Annotated in this window: 17 protein-coding genes and 2 pseudogenes; 6 read left to right on the top strand and 13 right to left on the bottom strand. The window is 54.2% G+C overall.

Features of this window, described 5'->3' with window-relative positions; all coding sequences use genetic code 11:
• Entirely contained in the window at positions 1-1,122 is a 1,122-nt protein-coding gene (locus AB3175_RS10735; RefSeq protein ID WP_367360939.1) for an ABC transporter permease, read from the top strand.
• A gap of 183 nt (positions 1,123-1,305) precedes the next feature.
• On the opposite strand, the gene AB3175_RS10730 is transcribed toward AB3175_RS10735, so the two are convergent.
• From AB3175_RS10730 to AB3175_RS10690, 9 genes and pseudogenes are all read right to left on the bottom strand, one after another.
• On the bottom strand, positions 1,306-1,551 hold the full coding sequence (locus AB3175_RS10730) for a hypothetical protein (RefSeq protein ID WP_367360938.1): 246 nt from the start codon (positions 1,549-1,551) through the stop codon (positions 1,306-1,308).
• A gap of 228 nt (positions 1,552-1,779) precedes the next feature.
• Entirely contained in the window at positions 1,780-2,262 is a 483-nt protein-coding gene (locus AB3175_RS10725) for a cupin domain-containing protein (RefSeq protein ID WP_367360937.1), read from the bottom strand.
• Positions 2,263-2,385: 123 nt separating this feature from the next.
• Positions 2,386-5,479: pseudogene (locus AB3175_RS10720) on the bottom strand (HsdR family type I site-specific deoxyribonuclease).
• Positions 5,480-5,482: 3 nt separating this feature from the next.
• Positions 5,483-6,694: pseudogene (locus AB3175_RS10715) on the bottom strand (AAA family ATPase).
• Between the two features lie 58 nt (positions 6,695-6,752).
• Positions 6,753-7,850: a restriction endonuclease subunit S gene (locus AB3175_RS10710; RefSeq protein WP_367360936.1), complete on the bottom strand. Its 1,098-nt coding sequence runs from the start codon at positions 7,848-7,850 to the stop codon at positions 6,753-6,755.
• Positions 7,847-8,377, bottom strand: a complete 531-nt coding sequence (gene rhuM, locus AB3175_RS10705; protein ID WP_367360935.1) for a RhuM family protein — start codon at positions 8,375-8,377, stop codon at positions 7,847-7,849. The genes AB3175_RS10710 and rhuM overlap by 4 nt, the downstream gene beginning before the upstream one ends.
• Positions 8,374-9,924 carry a type I restriction-modification system subunit M gene (locus AB3175_RS10700; RefSeq protein ID WP_367360934.1) on the bottom strand — a complete coding sequence of 517 codons (1,551 nt, stop codon included), beginning with the start codon at positions 9,922-9,924 and terminating at the stop codon, positions 8,374-8,376. Before AB3175_RS10700 ends, rhuM begins: the two co-directional genes overlap by 4 nt.
• Positions 9,925-10,439: 515 nt before the next feature.
• On the bottom strand, positions 10,440-10,997 hold the full coding sequence (locus AB3175_RS10695) for a nitroreductase family protein (protein WP_367360933.1): 558 nt from the start codon (positions 10,995-10,997) through the stop codon (positions 10,440-10,442).
• A gap of 139 nt (positions 10,998-11,136) precedes the next feature.
• Entirely contained in the window at positions 11,137-11,688 is a 552-nt protein-coding gene (locus AB3175_RS10690) for a phosphate-starvation-inducible PsiE family protein (RefSeq protein ID WP_367360932.1), read from the bottom strand.
• A gap of 276 nt (positions 11,689-11,964) precedes the next feature.
• Between AB3175_RS10690 and AB3175_RS10685 the strand changes: the two genes are divergently transcribed.
• The 4 genes from AB3175_RS10685 to AB3175_RS10670 all read left to right on the top strand — a co-directional run bounded on the left by AB3175_RS10685 (position 11,965) and on the right by AB3175_RS10670 (position 16,774).
• Entirely contained in the window at positions 11,965-12,867 is a 903-nt protein-coding gene (locus AB3175_RS10685) for a DUF362 domain-containing protein (protein WP_367360931.1), read from the top strand.
• Between the two features lie 54 nt (positions 12,868-12,921).
• The gene (locus AB3175_RS10680; RefSeq protein ID WP_367360930.1) at positions 12,922-14,469 is read left to right on the top strand and encodes a 4Fe-4S binding protein; all 1,548 of its coding nucleotides are present in this window, start codon (positions 12,922-12,924) and stop codon (positions 14,467-14,469) included.
• Positions 14,470-14,735: 266 nt separating this feature from the next.
• The gene (locus tag AB3175_RS10675; protein WP_367360929.1) at positions 14,736-15,503 is read left to right on the top strand and encodes a VPLPA-CTERM sorting domain-containing protein; all 768 of its coding nucleotides are present in this window, start codon (positions 14,736-14,738) and stop codon (positions 15,501-15,503) included.
• Between the two features lie 665 nt (positions 15,504-16,168).
• Positions 16,169-16,774, top strand: coding sequence for a hypothetical protein (locus AB3175_RS10670; protein ID WP_367360928.1), 606 nt, complete (start codon positions 16,169-16,171; stop codon positions 16,772-16,774).
• A 128-nt stretch (positions 16,775-16,902) separates the two neighbouring features.
• Here the strand turns inward: AB3175_RS10670 and kdsB are convergent, their stop codons facing one another.
• The 4 genes from kdsB to AB3175_RS10650 all read right to left on the bottom strand — a co-directional run bounded on the left by kdsB (position 16,903) and on the right by AB3175_RS10650 (position 20,372).
• Positions 16,903-17,646, bottom strand: a complete 744-nt coding sequence (gene kdsB / locus AB3175_RS10665; protein ID WP_367360927.1) for a 3-deoxy-manno-octulosonate cytidylyltransferase — start codon at positions 17,644-17,646, stop codon at positions 16,903-16,905.
• A 20-nt stretch (positions 17,647-17,666) separates the two neighbouring features.
• Positions 17,667-18,641 carry an ADP-glyceromanno-heptose 6-epimerase gene (rfaD, locus tag AB3175_RS10660; RefSeq protein WP_367360926.1) on the bottom strand — a complete coding sequence of 325 codons (975 nt, stop codon included), beginning with the start codon at positions 18,639-18,641 and terminating at the stop codon, positions 17,667-17,669.
• Positions 18,642-18,666: 25 nt separating this feature from the next.
• Positions 18,667-19,869 carry a DegT/DnrJ/EryC1/StrS family aminotransferase gene (locus AB3175_RS10655; protein ID WP_367360925.1) on the bottom strand — a complete coding sequence of 401 codons (1,203 nt, stop codon included), beginning with the start codon at positions 19,867-19,869 and terminating at the stop codon, positions 18,667-18,669.
• 77 nt (positions 19,870-19,946) lie between these two features.
• Positions 19,947-20,372: a hypothetical protein gene (locus tag AB3175_RS10650; protein WP_367360924.1), complete on the bottom strand. Its 426-nt coding sequence runs from the start codon at positions 20,370-20,372 to the stop codon at positions 19,947-19,949.
• 184 nt (positions 20,373-20,556) lie between these two features.
• On the opposite strand from AB3175_RS10650, the gene AB3175_RS10645 reads away from it, so the two are divergent.
• The gene (locus AB3175_RS10645; RefSeq protein WP_367360923.1) at positions 20,557-23,154 is read left to right on the top strand and encodes an ATP-dependent Clp protease ATP-binding subunit; all 2,598 of its coding nucleotides are present in this window, start codon (positions 20,557-20,559) and stop codon (positions 23,152-23,154) included.
• The last annotated feature ends 10 nt before the right edge of the window (positions 23,155-23,164 follow it).

Here is a 23,164-nt window from a genome sequence, read left to right as displayed (position 1 = left end):
ATGCGTGCCGCCAACATCTTTCACCTGGGAAACAAAGAGCTGCGCAGCCTGCTGCGCGATCCGGTGATGCTCTTCCTGATCCTCTACGCCTTTACCTATGCCGTCTATATCGCCTCAGCCGCCATGCCCGAGACCCTTCACAAGGCGCCCATCGCCATCGTGGACGAGGACCGCTCGCCCCTCTCCACCCGCATCATCGACGCCTTTTATCCCCCGTACTTTCTCTCTCCCGCACTGATTTCACGGTCGGAGATGGATGCCCGGATGGATGCCGGCCTCGATACCTTTGCCGTCAACATCCCCCCCGGTTTCCAGCGCGACGTCCTTGCCGGCCGCTCGCCAACGATCCAGCTCAACGTGGACGCCACCCGGATGAGCCAGGCCTTCGTCGGCAGCGGCTATATCCAGACCATTATCGGCACGGAGATCTCCAGCTTCCTCCAGGGGTACCGCGCCAACCCGCCGCCTCCGGTGGAGCTGGCCCTGCGGGCCCGCTTCAATCCCCAACTGAACAAATCGTGGTTCGGGGCGGTCATGAAGGTCATTGACAACGTCACCATGCTGTCCATCATTCTCACCGGCGCCGCGCTGATCCGCGAGCGTGAGCACGGCACCGTCGAGCATCTGCTGGTGATGCCGGTCACTCCCTTCGAAATCATGGCCGGCAAGGTGTGGGCCATGGCGCTGGTGGTCCTGGCCGCCACGGCCGGTTCACTCGTCTTTGTCGTCCAGGGGTTGCTCGCCGTTCCCATCCAGGGCTCCATCCTCCTGTTCCTGGCCGGATCGGCCCTCCACCTCTTCGCCACCACCTCTCTGGGGATCTTCCTGGGCACGCTCGCCCGGTCGATGCCCCAGTTCGGCCTCCTGGTGATGCTGATCCTGATCCCGCTGCAGATCCTCTCTGGCAGCGTGACCCCCCGGGAAAGCATGCCGGACGCGGTCCAGTTCGCCATGATGGCGGCACCGAACACCCATTTCGTCATCCTCGCCCAGGCCATCCTCTATCGCGGCGCCGGCCTGGCCGTCGTCTGGCCGCAGTTCGTCACCCTCGTCCTGATCGGAGCAAGCCTCTTCGGCCTGTCCCTGGCGCGTTTCCGCAAGACCCTGGCGGCGATGGCCTGAACCGGTTTCTTCACCCCGGCGCTCCTCACGGTCAACCGGCCGTGGGGCTGCTTTCATCCGCCCTGGCCGGGATTCCGGAACCGGCGCACCCGCCGAGGGGGGTCATAGCGGTTAACGTATTGGATATGAAGCCTGAAAATCGATTCAGATGGCGGAGTCCGGCCAACCGCCGGAAAAGGAAATCTAGGCAGCAGACCGTAGGCACCAGCCGGTATAGGGACCCACGACAAAGTCCGCGGGGCGCCCGTACTCCTCTTCCAACTCCGCCTTGAATTGGGGATGCTTGTTCAACGCTTCCATATCAAAGAATTCCGCCTCCTCGATCTGAGTCTGCTCCACGTACTGATCCGAGTCTGCGAGCCAGACGTGCACGGTCCGGATTCCATGCTCCTTGCTGCAATGAGAACACTTAATTGATGTCGTTTGCATGAATGCTTCTCCTTTTTTTTATGATTCAGGGAAATAGAGAGACACTTCCCGTATTAAATTTCTTTCTGCTTTATGGGGCGACCAGCCTTGCCTGGCAATATCTCTCGGTAAAGTTTATTTTCCAATTCCGAGTGGAGCCGCTCTGTTGCGGGGTCCACTGGAACGACTTGTTGGCAACGTTTTTTATCACTTGTAGGTTTTTGGTAATGACTGTCCCCTCCACCCCGGTCAATGCCCATGGGCGGCTTCCGATTCCTTGAAAGTTTTGTGCAATGTTCCAGCGGGGTGCTCGGGTGGAGCGTAAATAACGTAAACCTTGAGCGGCTTATCCCCTTCGTTGATAATATTGTGCCAGAAACCGCCTGGGATAAAGATGGCCCAGTCATCTGAAACTTTTTTATCGAAAGTCATTTTATCCTTCGACGCGCCCATCACAACACGGGCATTCCCTTTTTCAACACGGATGAACTGATCGCCCTCGTCATGTTTCTCCAAGCCTATCTCCTCACCTGGCTTAAGCGACATAACAGTCATCTGAAGGTTCCGACCCGTCCACTTCGCGGTACGGAAATTTTCATTCTTTACTGTCAGATCTTCGATGTCGACCACCCACGGCTGCTTGCCGTAATCCTTCCCGACGGCATCTTCCGCCATCGATAAGCCCACGGAAATCATAACAAAAAAAACGACCATAGCGACTTTTTTCAACATGCCTTTACTCCTTTTAAAATTGAATTGCCGTTGCCCAACACCCAAGCTCACCGGCGGCAATGGAGCGCAGCGGAATTGCCGTCCGAGTGCAGCGCCTTGTTATGCATACATTAAACATTTAGATTAGAGCTGCCCACCCACGCCCTTAAACTTCTCAACAAAAGCCGTAATCTTTTGGAATACACTCTGTTTTTTTGTCAAGTATTGCGGATTAAGCGGACTCATTTTGGGAAGTATTGCATTTAGCTCCGTGCCGTTTTCACTGGCATACTCACGTTTTAACGATGTAGTGATGTAACGTTTAGCGGCTTCTGCGTTAAGTTTTTCTGTACTAATTAATTCTTCGGCTTCTCGTTGTTGTTTCTCTCGGGCAAAAGTAAAAAAGGCCTCTATAACACTGGCCTTATCGCCAATCTGGTCAAGGTCGGTCTGATTGATAAAATCCACCAACAGGCTTTCTTTGGCGCGATTGCCAAGGCTGGCACGAATCACCCGGCGCACTTCGTCAACTAAATCGGCTTTGCTTTTGGTTTTCTTGTTGTGCTCAAAAATCAGCTCCAGAATGTAGTCCAGGTTGATCTCTTGAGATTTCAGCAGGTCCACCTCAAACACCACATCATCCCAATCGATGGTTGATTTTTCATTTTCATTGGCCGCTTTTTCATGGCGCAACCAGTCACGGATATCGTTGTAAGTGGAGCGGTAATCCTGAATTTTGCGCTCAGCAGGAATCCTAATGGTTTGCAGCGCCGCCAGGTCTTCATCATTCAAATAATGTTCGGCTTTAAACGCCTCAACCGCCTCTGGGTCGTTCATATCAATGTTTTGCAGGGCCTTTAAGCTGGAAAATTCATCGTAGTTTTGCAGCACGTTTTCAACCCGCAAATACTCGCCAAACAGCTTCGCGAAGGCTTTTTTGTCGGACTCCTTTTCAATGGCGGAGGGATCGGGAAAGCGCTGCTCCAGCTCGCTCACCACATCCATAAAGCCGCGCCTTGCTTCGCCGGTGACCACATCGGTAAAACCTTCCATGTATTCCTTGTAGCTCTTTTCCAGTACCACGTTTTTGGTGTTTTTATCGCCAAACAGGGTAATGGCATCCACGGTCGCCTTTTCCAGATCGCGGAAGGTGACGATATTGCCGAAGGTCTTAGTGGCATCATAAATGCGGTTAGTGCGCGAATAGGACTGCATCAAACCGTGGTAACGCAAGTTTTTATCCACAAACAAGGTATTGAGCGTCGGGGCGTCAAAACCGGTGAGAAACATACCGACCACGATCAATAAGTCGATTTCCTTGGATTTAACCCGCTTGGACAAATCGCGGTAATAGTTCTGGAAGCCGTTGCTGTCCACACTGAAATTGGTTTTAAAGAACGCGTTGTAGTCGGCAATGGCCGCGCTCAGGAACTCTTTGGCACTGCTGTCCATCGCTGAGATTTCAAAGCTTTCATCCAGAATGTCGCCCACGGCATCCTGCTCTTCGTTGGCGGCAAACGAGAAGATGGTGACCACTTTCAGGGGCTTGTCGCTGTTCTTCTGCAATGCCTTGAACGACTCGTAATACAGCTTGGCGGCATCCACGCTGCTCACGGCAAACATGGCATTAAAGCCCTTGGCGCCTGCTTGCAGGCGGTGGGTTTTCTGCCGGAAGTTATTCAGGATGTACTGGGTAATTTCGCGGATACGGTCGGGGTGCAACAAGGCTTGTTTATTTTCCGCGGCGCTGAGGTTTTTCTCGTCCTGCTCGGTTTCAATGGCCTTGAACTGCGGGCGCACATCGTTGTAGTCCACCTTGAACTTGAGCACCTTTTCATCGCGAATGGCATCAGTAATGACATAGGAGTGCAATTCGCGACCAAACACGCTGGCGGTGGTTTCCGCACCGAGGGCGTTTGCGGAAGATCGGCGTGCCGGTAGCCGAACTGATAAAACTTTTAAACTTTTTTTGCAGGTTTTTCTGCGCTTCACCAAACTGGCTGCGGTGGCACTCATCAAAAATGAAGACCACCTGCTTGTTGTAGATGGGCAGGTCGCCTTCACCTTTCATCAGGTTGTTGAGCTTCTGGATGGTGGTGACGATGATCTTGTTGTCGTCTTTATCCAGGTTGCGCTTGAGGCCGGCGGTGCTGTCCGAGCCATTCACGCTGTCCGGCGAAAATCGCTGGTATTCTTTCATGGTCTGGTAATCCAGATCCTTGCGATCCACCACGAAGAACACCTTGTCGATGAAATCCAGCTCGGTGGCCAGGCGAGCCGCCTTGAAACTGGTCAGGGTCTTGCCCGAGCCGGTGGTGTGCCAGATGTAGCCACCGCTTTCCGGTTTGCTCCAGTTCTTGGCCTGCCAGGCGCTCTTGATCTTCCACAAAATGCGCTCGGTAGCAGCAATCTGGTAAGGGCGCATCACCAGCAGCGTGTTGCTGACATCAAACACCGAATAATGCAGCAATACATTGAGCAGGGTGTGCTTCTGGAAGAAGGTAGCGGTAAAGTCCTTCAGGTCTTTGATCAGACTGTTATCCGCCTTCGCCCAGTTCATGGTGAAATCGAAGCTGTTCTTGTTGCGCTGGGTGGTATTGGCGAAATAACGGCTATCGGTGCCGTTGGAAATCACAAACAGCTGCAAATACTTGAACAAGGAGTGTTTGCTATTGAAACTCTCTTTGCTGTAGCGGTGCACCTGGTTAAAGGCCTCGCGAATCGCCACGCCGCGCTTTTTCAGCTCCACCTGCACCAGTGGCAAGCCACTGACTAGAATCGTCACATCATAGCGGTTGGCGTGGCTACCGGTTTGCTCAAACTGCTTGATGACCTGCACCTTGTTGCGGGCAATGTTCTTTTTATCCAGCAGGTAGATGTTCTGGATATGCCCATCGTCAAAGACAAAGTCGTGAATGTAGTCGTCGTGAATCTTGCGGGATTTCTCGACGATGCCATCGCTGGGCTTATCGAGCCAGGTTTCGACAAAGCGCAGCCATTCACCATCAGAAAACTGAACGCTATTGAGCGCTTGCAAAGCGATGCGCACATTGGCCAGCAAGGCTTCCGATGTTTTCAAGTCGGGCAGGAACTCATAGCCCTGATTTTGCAAATCCTGAATAAACTCCCGTTCCAGATCGTATTCGCTTTGGTAGCTTTCAGCGACTTTCCACTCCTTGGTGTATTTATCCAGAACGATGAAGTTATTGGATTCTGCAACGGTCTTGTATTCGTACATGCTTTACCCTTGAGTTCTTTCAGTCTGCTGAAAGCGATACATGCTGTTAAGTTCATTCACCAGAAAACGTAAAACGCGCTTGTCATCTTCAGTGAGATCAGCCACTTCTTCGCCCGCGTGTCTCGAATGACTGGAGATATTGATAATTCGAGCCTCATACGGGTTGGTTTTGCCATCATCGGTTCTTGGCAGCAGATCGCCCCATTTTTTATAACCAAGAAAGGTGGAGGTCTTTTCGAGAATATTTCTCAAGAAGTTGAAGTGATACTTGCTCACCTGATCGCTCTCGATGGCTTTTTCGAGCTCTGACTTTAAATAGAGATGATAGGAAAACGGCGAGTCGTTGGGTTGACTGATCAACTGATAGGTGCCATCATCGAGCTTCGTCATCCGGTACTTCTCAAAACTCTTTTTCTTGTAGCTGCCGTCACCACTGTTCAGCTCGTTGTGCAAGACGTTGTAAAAAAGCGGGTTGTGGGTGGTGATGATGAATTTGACATCTGCCTCGCTCGATTTGATCAACTGTGCCAGGTCGACGGCCAACTCAATCAAATGGTTCTCATCCAGCGAGCTGACCGGATCGTCAATAAACACATATTCCAGCTGATTGAATTGATCTGTTTCCCGCTCGCCGGGATCTGGAACATTGAGAACGCCAATCACCTGTTCAAGCAGCGCGTAGAAAATACTCCAGATGAAATTACTTTCTTCACCTTTGGATATTTTCAGATTGCCTGAGTGTTCATCATTACCACGCTCAAGAGAGAAAGTGACTTCCGAGAAGGCTTTGATGGTGATCTCTTTATCGTCCCCGCCTTTAACCTGATATTCTTCGTTAAAGCGGGGCGTGAGCTTATCGTTGATATGTAACGTTGAAAGGTCGGATGATGTTTTGTCCTTGACCTTGATCCTTAGCACCTAATCCGTGGAAGTAGTTGGCTGGATTTTCAGCCCGTTCCTGGTATCTTTGTTCAATCGTTATCCCAATAGAAATGTCTTCAGTGAAGGCGAATAGCTGTAAAAATCTTGTTGTATGATAACTTGGCTGATTTTGCCGTACTACGTTTTCTTCTACTTCGTTCTTCTGATTTGCGAACTAGTTATTTAATTCGGTGTAGAAAGGCAAGGTTCACTATTGCTGTTGGTAGAGCGGATCAGCTTAATCTCCTTGTTGGCGTCTTTCAGTTGTTGGCACTTCACATAAGTGAGTTTTATCTTATGTTGCCAATTTCTGGTTTTGTAGTTTAATAGTGGTGGTCCTGTGGTATTTCTGTTATTGCTTCTGGCGCAATGCAATTTCTCGCGGCAATCCTTCGCTGATGGAATTGGTCAGGGCATCAAATATATCCAGGATGGCGACGATGCGGGATTTTTCCTCAGAGGAGGGATTGGGGATGCTGATGCTTTCCAAATTCTTTTTGTTTAGCTTTGGCTGAGCTGCGCCAGAGATATATGGCGTTAGATCAATACTGTTTAAATAGTATTCAACATATCTTCGTTCGGCATATGTCTCGAATTTAAGAACGTGGGCATGATTGTTCACCCAGCTCTTTCCGCTGATGCTAAAAGCAATTGGGGTGTTTCGTACCACCAAATTGGCACCATCTTCAGAAACAAGCAAAAAGTCCCCGTCGAAAATGTAGTCTTTAACGTAGTCAACAATGCCGGATGCACCATAGTACGGAACATCGCCCGGCTCTCTCAAGCCACTCGTGATTGGCTTTCGCATCGAATCAAGATTTTCAGCCAACTCTCCTAGCGTCTTCCACTCCACTTCGCCCTCTTCAAAACTCAACAACTGGTCGCGGTAGTAGTTGTATTGTTTTTTGCGGGCGGTCAGCTCGGCGGTCAGCTCGGCGGTCAGCTCGGTAAATGCGTCCAGAATGCGGACGATTTCGGCCTGGACTTCAAGCGATTTTTCTGGATTTCCAGGGCAGGGGATGGGGATTTGCAGTTCCTTTAAGTTTCCTGCATTCAGAGCCGGAATACCGTCGAATGTACACAATGCTTGTATCTCCGGCTGCATTTCGAGCAAAAGGTGATAAAGGTATCTAGTACTGATTTTTTGAAGACTATTGATCGTGACTGAATAATTCAGATTTCCACGAAAGTACCTACCCTCTTGCCATGTAATTGATCCAACTCCTGCGCCCCGTGTCGTGATACCAATTGGATCGTTATCAGTATTCCATTCGTTGATAAAGCCAAGAGGTTCGCGACCGCTGTTAATTACAGGGTACTCGCCAGGGTTGGCTGAAATCATTTGCTTGTTTACTGATTGGCCTGTCTTGATTGTTGTAACTGCTCCCAGCGCCTTCCACTCCACCGCAACACCATCCAACAGCCTGCCCATAAAATTGTTTGTACTCATTTTTTACGGCTCTCTTCTTTGGCCTGTTTTTCCAGTTTCGCAATGGTTTTCAGGTAGTCTTGTTCCACATTGGCCAGCGTTTTGGCTTTGTATTTTTTGTATTCCAGCCTGGCTTTGTTTGCCGCCTGTGTATGGGATATGCTGCCTGCATGATCAAGCAGCTCGCGCCCGGTGGAACTGAGGATGTTATCCAGCTCGCGCACATAATCGGCCATGCGCATTTCGCGCTCTTCGATGGCATTCAATTCAGCCAGGTCAAAATAGGCTGAGACGAGGTTGTTGAGTATAAGCCTGCGCGAAACCCCTCGGCCGCCCTCGTTTTGAACTGTCAACTTTTGGTTGACAGTTGCCGATTCGCTCAATTCCTGGTCGTCGAAGATCGCTTTGATGTGTTTGCTGATGTTTTGCTTGCTGGTTTGAAAAAGTTCCGCCAGTTCAAGTTGTGTAAGCCAGACCGTTCCATCTTCAAAGCGCAGGTCAATTTTCGTCGCACCATCATCCGTGGTGTATAAAATCACCTCGCTCATGCCTCGTCTCCTTCAATTTCATTCACAATGGCATCAATCTCCGCCCGCAGCTGGTCGATTTTGGCCACGGTAGTTTTCAGCTCCGCATTAAGCTTTGCAATATCCACCACTTCGCGGTTGTCCTTGGCCTCGACGTAGCTGCTGACCGAGAGGTTGTAATCGTTGGCGGCGATGGTTTCAAACGGCACCGTTTGGGCAAAGTGCGCCACATGCGCCTTGCTGTCGAACACCTCCATGATCTGTTCGATGTGTGCGTCCAGCAGCACGTTGTTATTGGTTTCTTTCTTGAACAGGGCGCTGGCATCAATGAACTGGGTAGTGGTGTCGGTTTTGTGCTTGGAGAGCACCAGAATGTTCACGGCGATGGTGGTGCCGAAAAAAAGGTTGGGCGCGAGGGAAATGACGGTTTCGACGTAGTTGTTATCCACCAGATACTGGCGGATTTTTTGTTCGGCCCCGCCCCGGTAAAAAATGCCGGGGAAGCAGACAATGGCGGCACGGCCTTTACTGGAGAGGTAGCTGAGGGCATGCAGCACGAAGGCAAAGTCGGCTTTGGATTTCGGCGCCAGCACGCCTGCCGGGGCAAAACGGTCATCGTTGATCAGGGTGGGGTCGTCCGAACCGATCCACTTCACCGAATACGGCGGGTTGGAAACGATGGCATCAAAGGGTTTGTCATCGCCGAAATGCGGGGCGATCAGGGTATTGCCCAGTTGGATGTTGAACTTGTCGTAGTTGATGTTGTGCAGGAACATGTTCATCCGCGCCAGGTTGTAGGTGGTGTGGTTGATCTCCTGGCCGAAAAAGCCGTCTTCAATGATGTGGGCGTCAAAGTGCTTTTTGGCTTGCAGCAACAAGGAGCCGGAACCGCAGGCCGGGTCGTAAATCTTGTTGACGCTGGTTTGCTTGTGCATGGCGAGCTGCGCAATCAGCCGGGACACATGCTGCGGGGTGAAAAACTCACCTCCGGATTTGCCGGCGTTGGCGGCGTAGTTGGAGATGAGGAACTCGTAGGCATCGCCGAACAGGTCGATGTGGCTACTATCAAAATCACCAAAGTCCAGTTCGGCCACGCCTTTGAGCACGGCGGCCAGGCGGGCGTTTTTGTCTTTCACCGTATTGCCGAGGCGGTTGCTGGTGGTGTCGAAGTCGGCAAACAGGCCTTTGATGTCGTGTTCGGAGGGGTAGCCGTTGGCGGAGCTTTCGATGGCGGCAAAGATGGCGGCCAAGTCAGTATTCAGGCTCTCGTTGGTGTTGGCGCTGGCGGCAACAACGGCGAAAAGCTGGCTCGGGTAGATGAAATAGCCCTTGGTTTTGATGGCGTCGTCTTTGATTTCCGGGGTGACGACGCTATCAGGCAGCGCTGCATAGTGGATGCTGTCGTCACCGCCTTCGATGTAGCTGGCAAAGTTCTCACTGATAAAGCGATAGAACAGGGTGCCGAGTACGTATTGCTTGAAATCCCAGCCATCGACTGCGCCACGAACATCGTTGGCGATTTGCCAGATCTGGCGTTGCAGGGCTGCGCGCTGTTGGGTAGTTGTCATTCTATTTTCCTGTTGTATATGTTATTAATAACAAGTGTAGCTTTAAGTATGGAACACTTGTGAATAGTAGCATGGGATTTTTCAGTGAGTGCATAACAATTAATATACGAAGTTCGTTTTTCCCGATTTTTTGTTATCAACATACCACATGATAATTTGGCAAAAAAGTGAAATGTTCCATAATTTCAAGTCGCTAGTCATCTAGAAGATTTCGGATATCATGGTAATAAGGACTAAAAACGAACTTCGTAATTTATGGAAAATTTGTCAATTGCGGATTGCAATCAAGCCGTCTTTGCAATAGTGACGCTTAACCGATTGCAGGAAGGATTGTTGTAAGGCGACTCTCTCGAAAATTGGTTTGCAGGCGATGTGAGTTACAAACGGCATTGCATCAAATGCCCAAGAACTCTGGATTCCTGCTTTGGTATGTGAAATGTCGACTGCGTCGCATCTCCGCTCCGGACTCACGTACAGGACGAATTTTTCAAAAATTGCGCCTTAGCTGGATGAACCTAAAACATCTTTTTGCCGAACCTGTCAAGATGCACCATTTCGGATACGGCTTTGCGCGGAGGACCTTCCTTCAGTTCAACAGCGGGCCTTCCAATAGGAATGACGGCAGCCACTTCATGATCATCGGGCAGTCCGATCAATTTCTTGCATGCGTCATGATCTATGAGACCGACGACAACCGTCCCCAGACCCAACTCGCAGGCTTTAAGGCACAATGTCTGAGTCGCGAGGCCCAGATCAAACATGTACCAGTCGGAGTGCTTGGTCGCTTGCTTCCCTCCGTAACAGCCGGACAGCCCCGTTTTGGCGCAAGCGACAATCAGGGCTGAAGCGGCAAGGGAACACTTTCTAGCGGGATTTTTTTCGGAATAGGTTTCGGTAACCCCCTGGATCAACTTCTTATCCCTCACCACGACAAACTCCCAGACCTGCGTATTGGCCCAGGACGGAGACCAGCGGACCGCTTCGAAGATCTGCCGCAATTGATCGTCTGTGACATCGTCCCGGCTGAAATTCCTTATGCTGCGTCTTTTAAGAATGGCCTCCTGCAGTTCCATAACCATACCTCCGATAGCCTTGATGAGTTGAAAGAAACAGAACGGTTCCCCATGGAAAACGGATCATCCCGGCATAGGGCGCCATCTCCCTGATTCCGCATTACCTGATCTTCGAGAAAACAGGGATGAATCACAATTTTCATGAATTGCTGCAAGATTCCCCTTTGTCCTCCTCCCGTCGGCGACTTGCGGTATCCATCAATGGGTTCCCGGGATTACAGCCTCCCCGGGCCCGTTCGAGGCGGTCATCGCGCTCACGGAGCAGCCAGTACACGATCCCCAGCGCCAGAGCGATGGCCGCCAGACCGATCATGACAAGGGGCGTCGTCTCCTTGATATCCAGGATGATGAATTTCCGGGTTACAGCAAGCAGGGCGATAAGAAGGATCACCTTCGTCTGAGCGCTCTGCTGCCCGGTGGCCACGTATTGGAGGGTATGGCTGAACTCCAGGGCGATCAGGACCGTCAGGATCTCGCCGAAGACGGTCTGGAAGACCCTGTGATCGAGGGGGTCCATGGGCCCGAGAACAATGCCGCCGATCACTTCGATAAACAGGCGGTAGATGGTCACGACGATCACGATCGTGATCAGCAGCGTGATCACCATGGCGACCAGGCTTTCGAAGCGCTGATAAAAGGTCATGACCCGCCAATGCCTGGGCAGAAGGCTCTTCAAGTTCGGAAATCTCATCTTTTCCTTGCCCCTTGTGCAGCAATTTCACTAACATTAAATCATCAGTGCTGAAAGATCAAACTCTTCTCAAAGAAAATCCTCGTTCTTTCATCAGGAATGTTTCGCGCCGCCTTCAGCGTTTTATGGCGAATACGTCCATATTAGTGTATTCTGTGCGCGTAGGTGGCGGGAGTTCGTCAAATCGCAGGACCCGGCACAACGAAATTGCCTTTTGCCACCCGCATGACGGCCATCATTCCAGGATCGGCAATGTTGTTCAAGGAAGGGATTTCCATGAAACGTAGAGATTTCCTGAAATCAGCCCTGGTGACCGGAGCGGCCTTGAGCCTGCCGGCGGGTCTGGACCCCGTTCTGAACGTCCTTCAGGCCGCCGAGAGGCCGGATCTGGCCGTTGCCCGGGGAACACCTCCCGCCGCAATTGTCCGGGCAGCGATCGGCAGCCTGGGGGGGATGAAGCGATTCGTTTCGCGGGGGGACATCGTGGTTGTAAAACCCAACATCGGCTGGGACCGCACCCCGGAGTACGCCGCCAACACGAACCCCGAAGTCGTCGCCGCCGTCGTCCGGCTCTGCTTCGAGGCCGGCGCCAAGCAGGTCAAGGTTTTCGATCATCCCGTCAACGACCCGCGGAGGACCTACACGCAGAGCGGCATCGCCGCTGCGGCATCCGCCGCGGGCGCGACCGTCTCCTACACGGACAGCCGGAAATTCAAGGATATGCGGCTTAACGGAACTTCCTTGAAATCATGGCCCCTGTACACGGAGGTCTTCGAGGCGGACAAGGTCATCAACATCCCGATCGCCAAAACCCATGGGACCTCCCGATTGACCCTGGGGATGAAAAACTGGATGGGGGTGATGGGCGGCTGGCGGGGACGGATCCACCAGCGCATCGACGAAAGCCTCGTGGATCTGGCGATGTTCATCCGGCCCACGTTGACGATCCTCGATGCCGTCCGGATCCTGACGGACAACGGTCCTCAGGGGGGCAGACTGGCGGACGTGCGGCAGCTCAACATGGTCATCGCCGGTACGGACGCCGTGGCCGTCGACGCCTTCGGAGCCACCCTTTTCGGGATGAAGCCGGCCGACCTGGGGTTTGTCCGCATCGGTCATGAGCGCCGCCTGGGAAGCATGGACCTGGCGGCCATGAAAATCCAGAGGATCACCCTGTAAGCATTTCGCCGCGGGCCGGAAGGCTCGCGATTTTTCTTACGACATCAACGTCTCATGCTGAAGAATATCCGACGCCTGTCTCAGGCCCTCTTTCTGCTCCTTTTTCTCTGGCTTTTCCTTTCGACGGAATCCCGGGGAGCCAACGAGTTGGGCTATCCGGTCAAGCTCTTCCTGGAGGCCGATCCGCTTCTTTACATCACCACGGTCCTGTCCACCCGCCGGTTTTATACCCCCGTTCTGCTTGCCCTTGCCGTTGTGCTGGCCACAGTCCTGCTGGGCCGGGTGTTCTGCGGCTGGATCTGCCCCCTGGGAACCCTGCACAACCTGGCAGGCTGCCTGAAGAAGGAAAGGGGTCCCGGAAAACCCGGCCATCTCTATTTAGGGAAATACCTCCTGCTGATTTTCCTCCTGGTTTCATCCGCGTTCGGCCTTCAACTGACCGGTCTTGCCGATCCCCTTTCCCTGCTGATCCGGTCCCTGTCGCTGGCCCTTTACCCCCTGGTTCACAGTGCCGTCGTCAGCGTTTTTGACACCGTCTATACCTGGGATCTTCCCGTCCTCACAAAATGCTCCGAATTTCTCTACGCCCTGCTGAAAAAAGGCTTCCTCTCGTTCCAGCAGCCTCATTTCCAGCAGGCACTGTTTCTCGGGCTGCTGTTCTTCGGAATTCTGGCCCTGAATCTGCGGGAGAAACGCTTCTGGTGCAGATATCTGTGCCCCCTGGGCGCACTTCTCGGGCTCTGTTCCCGCTACGCCCTGCTGAACCGCTCCGTCAGCGAGGTCTGCAACGGCTGCGGCGTCTGCGCCAAGATCTGCCCCGGCGGGGCCGCACCGGATTCGAAGGAAAAGTGGCGCAAATCGGAATGCCTCCTCTGCATGAACTGCGACGATCTGTGCCCCCGCAATGCCGTCTCTTTCGGGTTTTCCCGGAAAGGCTCGGGGGCCGCCCTGGATCTGGGCAAGCGGCGGGTGATCGGGGCCATCGCTGCCGGCACGGTTGCCGTTCCCCTGCTCAACACCACGCCACTGAAAAAGGCCGGGGCAGCGGACCCCCGTCTGATCCGGCCCCCCGGTTCCCTGGAAGAGGCGGATTTTCTGAAAAAATGCATCAAGTGCGGGCAGTGCATGAAGGTCTGCATCACCAACGGCCTGCAGCCAACCCTGCTGGAAGCGGGACTGGACGGGATCTGGTCGCCGATGCTTGTCCCCCGGATCGGATACTGCGAATTCCGCTGCACTCTCTGCGGCCAGGTCTGTCCCACGGGGGCGATCCGAAATCTGACCCTGGAGGAAAAGGCGACGGTCCGCATCGGCACGGCCATGATCGACAAGGGCCGCTGCCTCCCCTTCGCCCATGCAACTCCCTGCATTGTCTGCCAGGAGGTCTGCCCCACCCCGGAAAAGGCGATCTGGTTCGAAACGGTTCCTGTGAAGAATCGGACAGGCCGGCTCCTGACGCTGCGGCAGCCCCACGTGGATCTGGAACTCTGCGTGGGCTGCGGTATCTGCGAAGCCAAATGCCCCGTCCTCGGCCGGCCCGCCATCTCCGTGACCAGCATCGGAGAATCCCGCTCCAGGGACAACCAGCTTCTCCTGCCCTAGATCTTCAGGAAACGACAAAATCCGTCAGGAATATTCCCTAGGTACTCCTAAGGTATTTTCCCTGCTCCTTTTACCGGCTTCCTAAACAAAAAATCAACTTTCTCCCGATTGGCAAAAACCTGATTCTTTTGTATTTTTCCCCTACGTCAGGATCATTTCCCTCAATTCACGGAAGATTCCAACTCAACCACGGACCGCATCCTGACGACAACCCTGTCGAACACAAACCATACCGAAGAGGAAAGAAGAAGGAGGAGGACAAGACCATGATTAAAAGAGCGATGTTGATGACGGCGGTCACAGCCATTTTGATCCTCGCTGCGCAAATGGCGGCGGCATACACGATCACGACGGGCAGCAGTTACGGGCCTTATCAATCCGGTCAGGGTGGCGAGTTTACGCTGCAGGCAGATCATGCCTTACAGTCGATCCTCGCCGGGTACGTTTCGGGAACGACCTCAGACATCAAACAACAAAATCCCCTTTCATCCACACCGCAGCCAGGGACGTTTCAATCCTTTTGCCTGGAAAAAGACGAACATCTCTACACCGGTGCGTCATACTCCGTTACGATCAGCAACCAGGCGAACGGCGGCGGCCAGAACACGAATTTTGGGGATCCCATTTCAATCGGCACAGCATACCTTTACAGCCACTTCAACCGGGGATCGTTAAGCGGATACCAGTACGGAACGGAATCTCAACGCGAGACGTCCGCTGCGGCCCTCCAGCATGCCATCTGGTACCTTGAAAATGAGGAAACGTATGCCGATGCCGGGGGGGCTTCGAACATCTTCCTGAATGCCGTTCTCACGCAGTTCGGAAGCCTGGAAAACGCCGATGACGACAGCAATGGCGCCTACGGCATCAAGGTCGCCAGCCTGTGGGTACCCGGTCACGAAGGGGATCTCTCCTACGCACGGCAGGATCAATTGATCGCCACCCCCATTCCGGCCGCAGTCTGGCTTCTGGCCAGCGGCCTGATCGGCTTGACGGCCTTCAGACGGCGGCCGGTGAACGGGTCCGGATGCTGACGCAGTCAACCCGCGTGCAGCAACCCTCCAGTCGCACTTCTTCCGCGGCGCTGCCGGTCATGCCGGCAGCGCCGCATGTCGTTGGATTTCAAACGGTCCACCCCTTCTTCCATAGAGGAAGCCGGGGAGAAAAATCCCGTTCAAAGGACATGCGGTTCCTGATTCCCTGGTCTCCGGTAAAACCACGGTTTATCATGGTTACAACCCGTCCGTCCTAAGGTTTTGCACCATGCCATTTCATCATTTCCCGCAACAAAAAATCAGTCCCGTCCCGATTGTGTGGAAAGTACCTCTTCTATATGCTGCGCTCATAAACGATCCCCGCTCTTGAGAGGAATGTGTTCGCAGTCTGCGGACTGCAGCGGAAGAAAGAGGCTCCGGCTTCTGTCAGCTTTTCAGCCGGAATCGTATGAATACTCCTCATTTCTGAGGATTAGAGAAAGGGCCGTGGAGTCCGGCGTGGCGCCAACTTCACGCTCAGGCCTCGACACGGCTTTTTCCCGAAAAAGGAGGTGATAGGCGGACCGGAGAATGTGGCGGGTTGTACATGGATGCCGAGTTGGTGGTTTAACCGCCACGGAACGCAGGTTATTGGATCCTCCACACGGGTGAGTTTTTTGCTTTTAACGTCAACGAAGAAACGATCATTATTTAAGGAGAAAAAAATGAAAAAGAGAATCGCGACCTTGTTATTCGCCAGCCTGCTCCTCGCCTTGACCGGCCTTGCTCAGGCGGCACCACTTACGGATGTAGTACAAGCACCCACAGGCTATTTTGTGCCCAGTGATGCGCTTAAGTACAGCACCCCGTATTATCGTGATCAGTATCAAGATTGGGGATGGCAGCACTCTGCCCTTGCAGTGGACCCCAACACCATTACGAGCGCCACCTTAAACATCAGCGCCTTTGATGTCGATAATGCAAGTTCAGCTTCTTGGTATGAACATGATCTTATTTATGCCTATGACGGTGCAAACAAGGTGCTGCTTGGTGAACTAGCTGGTGCCGACGACATCTGGTCCTATACGACCTTTACTTTGGCCCCCAACTTTTATGATGACATCGTTACTGGACTTAAGATTTGGATGGATATAGATACAACCTCGGGCGGGAATTGGCTGGTGACTCTTTCAAAATCGGCCCTTTCTATTGACGGTGGTTCAATTCCCAACCCCAACCCCAATCCCACGGTTCCGATTCCCGGCGCCATTCTGCTCTTTGCCCCGGGTCTTGCCGGCCTGGCCGCTCTCCGCAGAAGGATGAGCCGTTAGTCTCATCGACTGCAGGGTCTTCTATTTCAACGTTCTAATTCTTTTGCTGAAATGACAAGTCCGGTAGACCGGGCTTGTCATTTTTTTTTGTCACCTGGAGAAAAAATCGAGAAAATCACAGAGGAGTTCTAAACCGCATGGTCCAGAAGGATCTCCCGGACCCGGGCCAGCTCTTCCGGGGCGTCCACTTCCACGGAATCATGGAGGGTTTCCACCACCCGGATCCGATAGCCGAATTCCAGGGCGCGCAGCTGTTCCAGCGATTCGAGCCGCTCCAGCTTTCCCTCTTCCAGTTCGGTGAAGGTCCGGAGGAAGGATCTCCGGTAGGCGTAAATCCCGTGATGCTTGTAATGGGCGGCGGGATGGCGGTCGTCCCGGACGTACGGGATCGTGGACCGGGAGAAATAGAGGGCATTGAAGTCGGAGTCGAACACCACCTTGACGCAGTTGGGGTGGGCGATCTCCTCCCTGCGGACAATCCGGTAGATCAGGGTCGACATGGGCAGGGAAGGGTCCTCCCGGAGCGGACGGGTCACCTCGTCAATCTGGGACGGCTCAAAAATCGGCTGATCCCCCTGGACGTTGACGACAATGTCCTCGTCTTCCAGATCCAGCGATTCGACGGCTTCGGCGATGCGGTCCGTTCCGGAGCGATGGCGGCCCGCCGTCATGATCGCCTTTCCGCCGAATTTTTCCACGGCTTCGAAGATCCGGTCATCATCCGTGGCCACCGCCGCAGCGGAAACAAGGGCCGATTGAAGAACCCTCTCATAGACATGCTGAATCATCGGCTTTCCGCAGAGATCGGCCAGGGGCTTTCCCGGAAAGCGGCTTGAAGCGAAGCGGGAAGGGATTATACAGACGATTTTCATGGTGCTTTCAATGTTTCCTTTTACAGATAGGGGTTGTCGGCCTGGAGATGATTCTTGACGTAATCGGCCACGGCTTCCTCGAGGGTATGAAAATCGGCCCCCAGGCCGGCCGCCTGAAGCTTTTCCATCCGCGCCTCGGTGAAATACTGGTACTGCCCGCGGAGAGACTCCGGCATATCAATGTAATCGATCTGAGGCGGCAGGTTCATCGCCGAAAAAACGGCCTCCACCAGGTCGTTCCAGGTTCGCGCCCGGCCGGTGCCCAGGTTGAAGATCCCGTTGATTTCGGGATGCCGGACAAACGCCCAGAGAACGTCCACACAGTCCTTCACATAAACGAAGTCCCGTTTCTGCCCCCCGTCGGTGTAATCGGGGGAATGGGACTTGAAAAGGCGCACCCGCCCCGTATCCATAATCTGGCGGAAGGACTTGAAGACCACGCTGGTCATGTCGCCCTTGTGGTATTCGTTGGGTCCGAAGACATTGAAGAACTTGACCCCCGCCATCCGGTCGATCAATCCCCGCCGGATGGCCCATTGGTCGAAGAGCTGCTTGGAATAGCCGTACATGTTGATCGGCCGGAGCCGGTCGATCCCATCCAGGTCGTCGTCGAATCCCTGGGATCCGTTTCCGTAGGTGGCCGCGGAGCTGGCGTAGACAAACCGGATGTCATGGCTGAGCGCCCACTGGGCCAGGTCGCAGGTATAGTGGAAGTTGTTCTCCATGAGGTAGTCGGCGTCCCGCTCCGTCGTGGACGAGCAGGCTCCCAGATGAACCACGGCCTCGATGTTGTCCGCCGAAAGAATATCCTCGTCCAGCATATGCCGGAAATCTTCCTTGTGGACATAGTCGGCATAGCTCCGATTGACCAGGTTTTTCCACTTTTCCGTCTCTCCCAGATTGTCCACGATCAGGATGTCGTTGATGCCTTCCGAATTCAGTTTCCAGACGAAGGCGCTGCCGATGAAACCGGCCCCGCCGGTGACGATATACACGATGCGTTCTCCTTGATGTCTAAGGTTACAGGACGTCGGCGGCCTTTTCAATCGCCTGCCGAATCGCCGCCAGCCGCTCTTGGGGCATCCGGATGTTGATCCCCATGACCAGGGTGCGGCCCAGAAGATCCTCCGCCTGTGGGATGTCCTGCCGATCGTATCTCACGGTTCGCCCGTTCATGGGGCTGGAAAAGGGGAACTTCTTCGAATTGGCCGTCGACTGCGACAGGAAGTGCTCCCAGTTCGGCAGGTAATGCCAGGCGTTTCTTTTGTAGCAGACCGTATCGACACCTCCGGCGGCGAGGGCCTGCTGGAATTTCTCCGCCGTACCTTCATCGGGAAGATTGAAGGCCAGGAAGGTGGCCGTATCGCCCTGGGGATCGACAAGCTCCCGGAACGTGACCCCTTTCGCAGACGACAGCATGCCCTTGATCGCGGCTTTGTTTTTTTTCTGTTCGGCGATCATGGCATCGACTTTCCGCAGCTGGGCCAGGCCAATGGCCCCCTGGAGCTCATTCATCCGGTAATTGAAGCCCAGGATCGACCGCCCCTCCATGGCCCGGCTGACCTTGGGATTGTGGTCATGGCCGTGATCATGATACTCATCGGACCGATGGTAGAGGGTTTCGCTGTTTGTGATCACCATGCCGCCTTCGCCGGTGGTCATGGTTTTATAGTAATCAAAGCTGAAGATTCCCATGTCGCCGAAGGTGCCCAGCTTTTTCCCCGAGAAAGAGCCCCCGCATCCCTGAGCGTTGTCCTCCAGGACGAGGAGGTTGTGCCGGCGGGCCGTTTCCAGGATTTTGTCGATGCGGGCTCCGGAGCCGCACATATGCACCGGAACAACCGCTTTGGTATAAGGAGACATTTTGCGTTCCATGTCGGCGGGATCCATGTTGAGGGTTTCATCGATATCCGTCATCACGGGGATCGCCCCGACTTCAAGGACCGCCTCCCAGGTCGCCAGAAAGGTGAAGGCGGGAACGAGGACTTCATCGCCGGGTCCGACATCCAGAGCGGTGAGGGCGATCTTGAGGGCCGAGGATCCCGACGTGACCCCCAGGGCATATCCCGCGCCGCAGTATCGGGCAAATTCCTCTTCAAACTGCCGGACCTTGAAAACACCTCTCCGTTCGCTGTCAAAACCGTAGCGCATGAGGACGCCCGTCTCCATGACCTCCATAACTTCCTTGAGTTCTTCCGGGCCCATCAGTTCAAAACCGGGCATGATCAAACCTCCCTGCATAATATTCCCTTGCGAATTTACTGGAAAATAAGTTTCCGCAGGAGGAAAGTCAAGTTCTTTTATGGAAGGGATGACCGGGCTCTGTGGCAGGCCGGCGGCGAAAAATCCGGCAAAGTTCTTGCACATACTCGTGCCTTACCCGGACGTTCAGGAATGAAACGTCCATTTATCCGCTTCTGACAAGCGGCAAGGCCGCCGGATCCGGTCCCGGAGCACAGGGAACGAGATCGAGGCCGGCCTGTCCGCGATACCGAACGTTTTGCCTGCTGCAACATTGACAAGATTTGTTTTTTTTTCGATATAATCTGTGATATAAGTGTTTCTGCTGTTTTTTCATCATGTTCACGCTGGGTTGGCACAATGAAACGTCGAATGATTTTTTTACTTGCAGCATCAAAATCCTCCCTTCGCTCATTCAACTTCTTTACGGAATATTTTACGCGGTCATTATCGGGCTTGTCGAAGACGACCGGCTCATTTTTCATGCAAGCACCTGATATCGGGGATTTGCATAAAAGAGAGCCGGACAGGAACCCGATTCCATGGCTGCAGTCCCCGCGAACCCTGCGACGGAAACGGGAAAGCGGGAGCATATCGACACGGGCACGGCTATTGAGCCCATTTCCACTGGATCTTCAAATCAACCCCACCTAAAGGAGATCAACCAGCATGCTGATCGAAAAGTTTTCGGTAAAAGCCCAGGACAGCATTGAAAGCGCCTGCCGGCTTGCAGTGAAAAGGGATCACGAGCATGTAACTCCCTGGCACATGCTTTCCGCGCTGCTCCAACCCGACGATGATCTCATTCAAAGCTATCTTTCCCGGACATCCATCGATCTGGATGCCCTCGGGGCGAGGGTGGACGGCAAACTGCTCACTCAGCCGAAGGGCAGGGAAGGCACTTCGCAGACCCCCATCAACCGTGACCTGGAAAAAGTGTTCATCCTCGCCGAGGAGGCAAGCCAGAGGGCCGGGGATAAATACATCGGCATCCATCACATCGTTCTGGGCATGCTCGCTCTGGAAGAAATCTCCGAAGCCTTTGCCGATGCCGGTGCGGATCAGCCTGAGCTCGAGGCCCTGCTCCAGCAGCCGCCAAGAAGCCGTTTTTCGGGAGGAGAAAGCGGATCCGGCGATTTTGAGTACCTGGCCCGATACACCCAGGATCTTACGGAACGGGCCCGCCGAGGCGGCCTGGATCCCGTCATCGGGCGGGATCAGGAAGTTCGGCTCACCATCCAGATTCTCAGCCGCCGGCTCAAGAACAACCCCATCATCATCGGGGAACCGGGGGTCGGCAAAACCGCCATCGTAGAGGGCCTGGCCCAGCGGATTGTCCGGGAAGATGTCCCCGAAGACCTGAAATCGGCGTCCATTCTATCCCTTGACATGGGGCAGCTCATCGCCGGGGCGAAATACCGGGGTGAATTCGAGGAGCGCTTCAAACGGCTGCTGCAGGAAGTCTCAAATGCCGGCAACGTGATTCTCTTCATCGATGAAATTCACATGCTCATCGGCGCCGGCGGCTCGGAAGGCGCCATGGACGCGGCCAACCTGATCAAGCCCGCCTTGTCCCGGGGTGAAATCCGCTGCATCGGGGCGACCACCCTGGAGGAATATCGAAAGCACATCGAGAAGGATACCGCCTTGATGCGCCGCTTTCAGGTCGTAATGGTCGACGAGCCGAGCCTTGACGAAACCATCACGATCCTGCGCGGAATCAAGGAAAAATACGAAGTCCATCATGGGGTCCAGATCCTGGACGCCGCCCTTGCGGCGGCGGCCAAGCTTTCCAACCGCTACATCACGGACCGGTTTCTTCCCGACAAGGCCGTGGATCTCATCGACCAGGCGGCGGCTTCCCTGCGCATCGGCCTTTCGTCAAAACCCGAAGAAATCGAGCAGATGGACCACCGGATCGTCAACCTCGAAATTGAGATCCGGGCTCTGGAACATGAATCGGACTCCAACACGGCCGAACGCCTTGGCCACCTGCAGCGGGAGATGGAAGAGCTCAGGGAAAGGAGCCGCCAGCTGACGGAACAATGGGAAAAGGAAAGGAAGGCCCTGGCGGAGATTCAGAAGGCAAAGAAAAACCTGGAGGCGGCCAACCAGGAAATGGAGCAGAAGATCCGGGAAGAAGATTTCTCCCGGGTGGCCGAACTGCAGTACAAAGTGATCCCGGAGTGCAACAGGATCCTGGCGGAATACGCCGATGTGGATCTTTCCGGCCGGAACTTCCTGCGCAGGACCATTTCGGAAGACGACATCGCCGATACGGTTTCCAGGCTGACCCACATCCCCGTCTCCAAGCTCCTCGGATCCGAAATCGACAAGCTGCTGCACCTGGAAGATCATCTGCGCCAGCGGGTTGTCGGCCAGGACCATGTCCTTTCAACCATCGCCAAGGCCATCCGGCGCTCCCGGGCCGGTGTACAGAACCCGAACCGCCCCATCGCCTCCTTCCTGATGCTCGGCCCCACGGGCGTGGGGAAAACGGAGGTATGCAAAACCCTGGCGGAGTTTCTCTTCGACGACGAGCGCTCACTGATCCGGATCGACATGAGCGAATTCATGGAGAAGCATTCCGTGGCCCGCCTGGTCGGGGCCCCCCCGGGCTATGTCGGCTATGAAGAAGGCGGCGTCCTGACCAACAGCGTTCGGCGCAAACCCTACAGCGTGATCCTCTTCGACGAGGTTGAAAAGGGCCATGCCGACGTGTTCAACCTTTTCCTGCAGCTTCTTGATGACGGACACCTGACGGACAGCCAGGGACAGACGGTGAATTTTGCCAACACGGTGGTGCTCATGACCTCCAATCTCGGATCGGAAAGCATTCAGCCCGCCGAAACGGAGGAGGAAATCCAGGAGATGAACGCGGCGATCATGAGGGCCGTGCGCTCCCATTTCCGTCCGGAATTCATCAACCGCCTGGACGATATCCTCGTTTTCAAGCAGCTGACCATCGAAGGCATGAAAACCATCGCCGATATTCAGCTCAAGCGCCTTGCCAGGCTGCTGAGGGAACAGGGCATCTCCCTGGAGTTCAAGGAGGAGGCGCTGACCCTCCTGGCTCAACTGGGCTTTAACCCCCTGATGGGCGCCCGGCCTTTGAATCGCGTCATCCAGACGCATCTCCAGGACCCCCTGGCCGAAGACATCATCTCCGGCAAAATCCAGCCGGGAGATACCGTCTGCATCTCCGTCGACGGGGGGCAACTGGTCATAAAGACGGTCGGCGTTGCAGAACCGCAGGGCGAGCATTAAGTTTCCGGCT

The sequence above is a fragment of the Syntrophus sp. (in: bacteria) genome (genome assembly GCF_040768185.1).
In the GTDB taxonomy this organism is placed as follows: domain Bacteria; phylum Desulfobacterota; class Syntrophia; order Syntrophales; family Syntrophaceae; genus Syntrophus; species Syntrophus buswellii.
The sequence above is the reverse complement of the archived record's forward strand: the minus strand, read 5'-3'. Positions and strand labels throughout refer to the sequence as shown.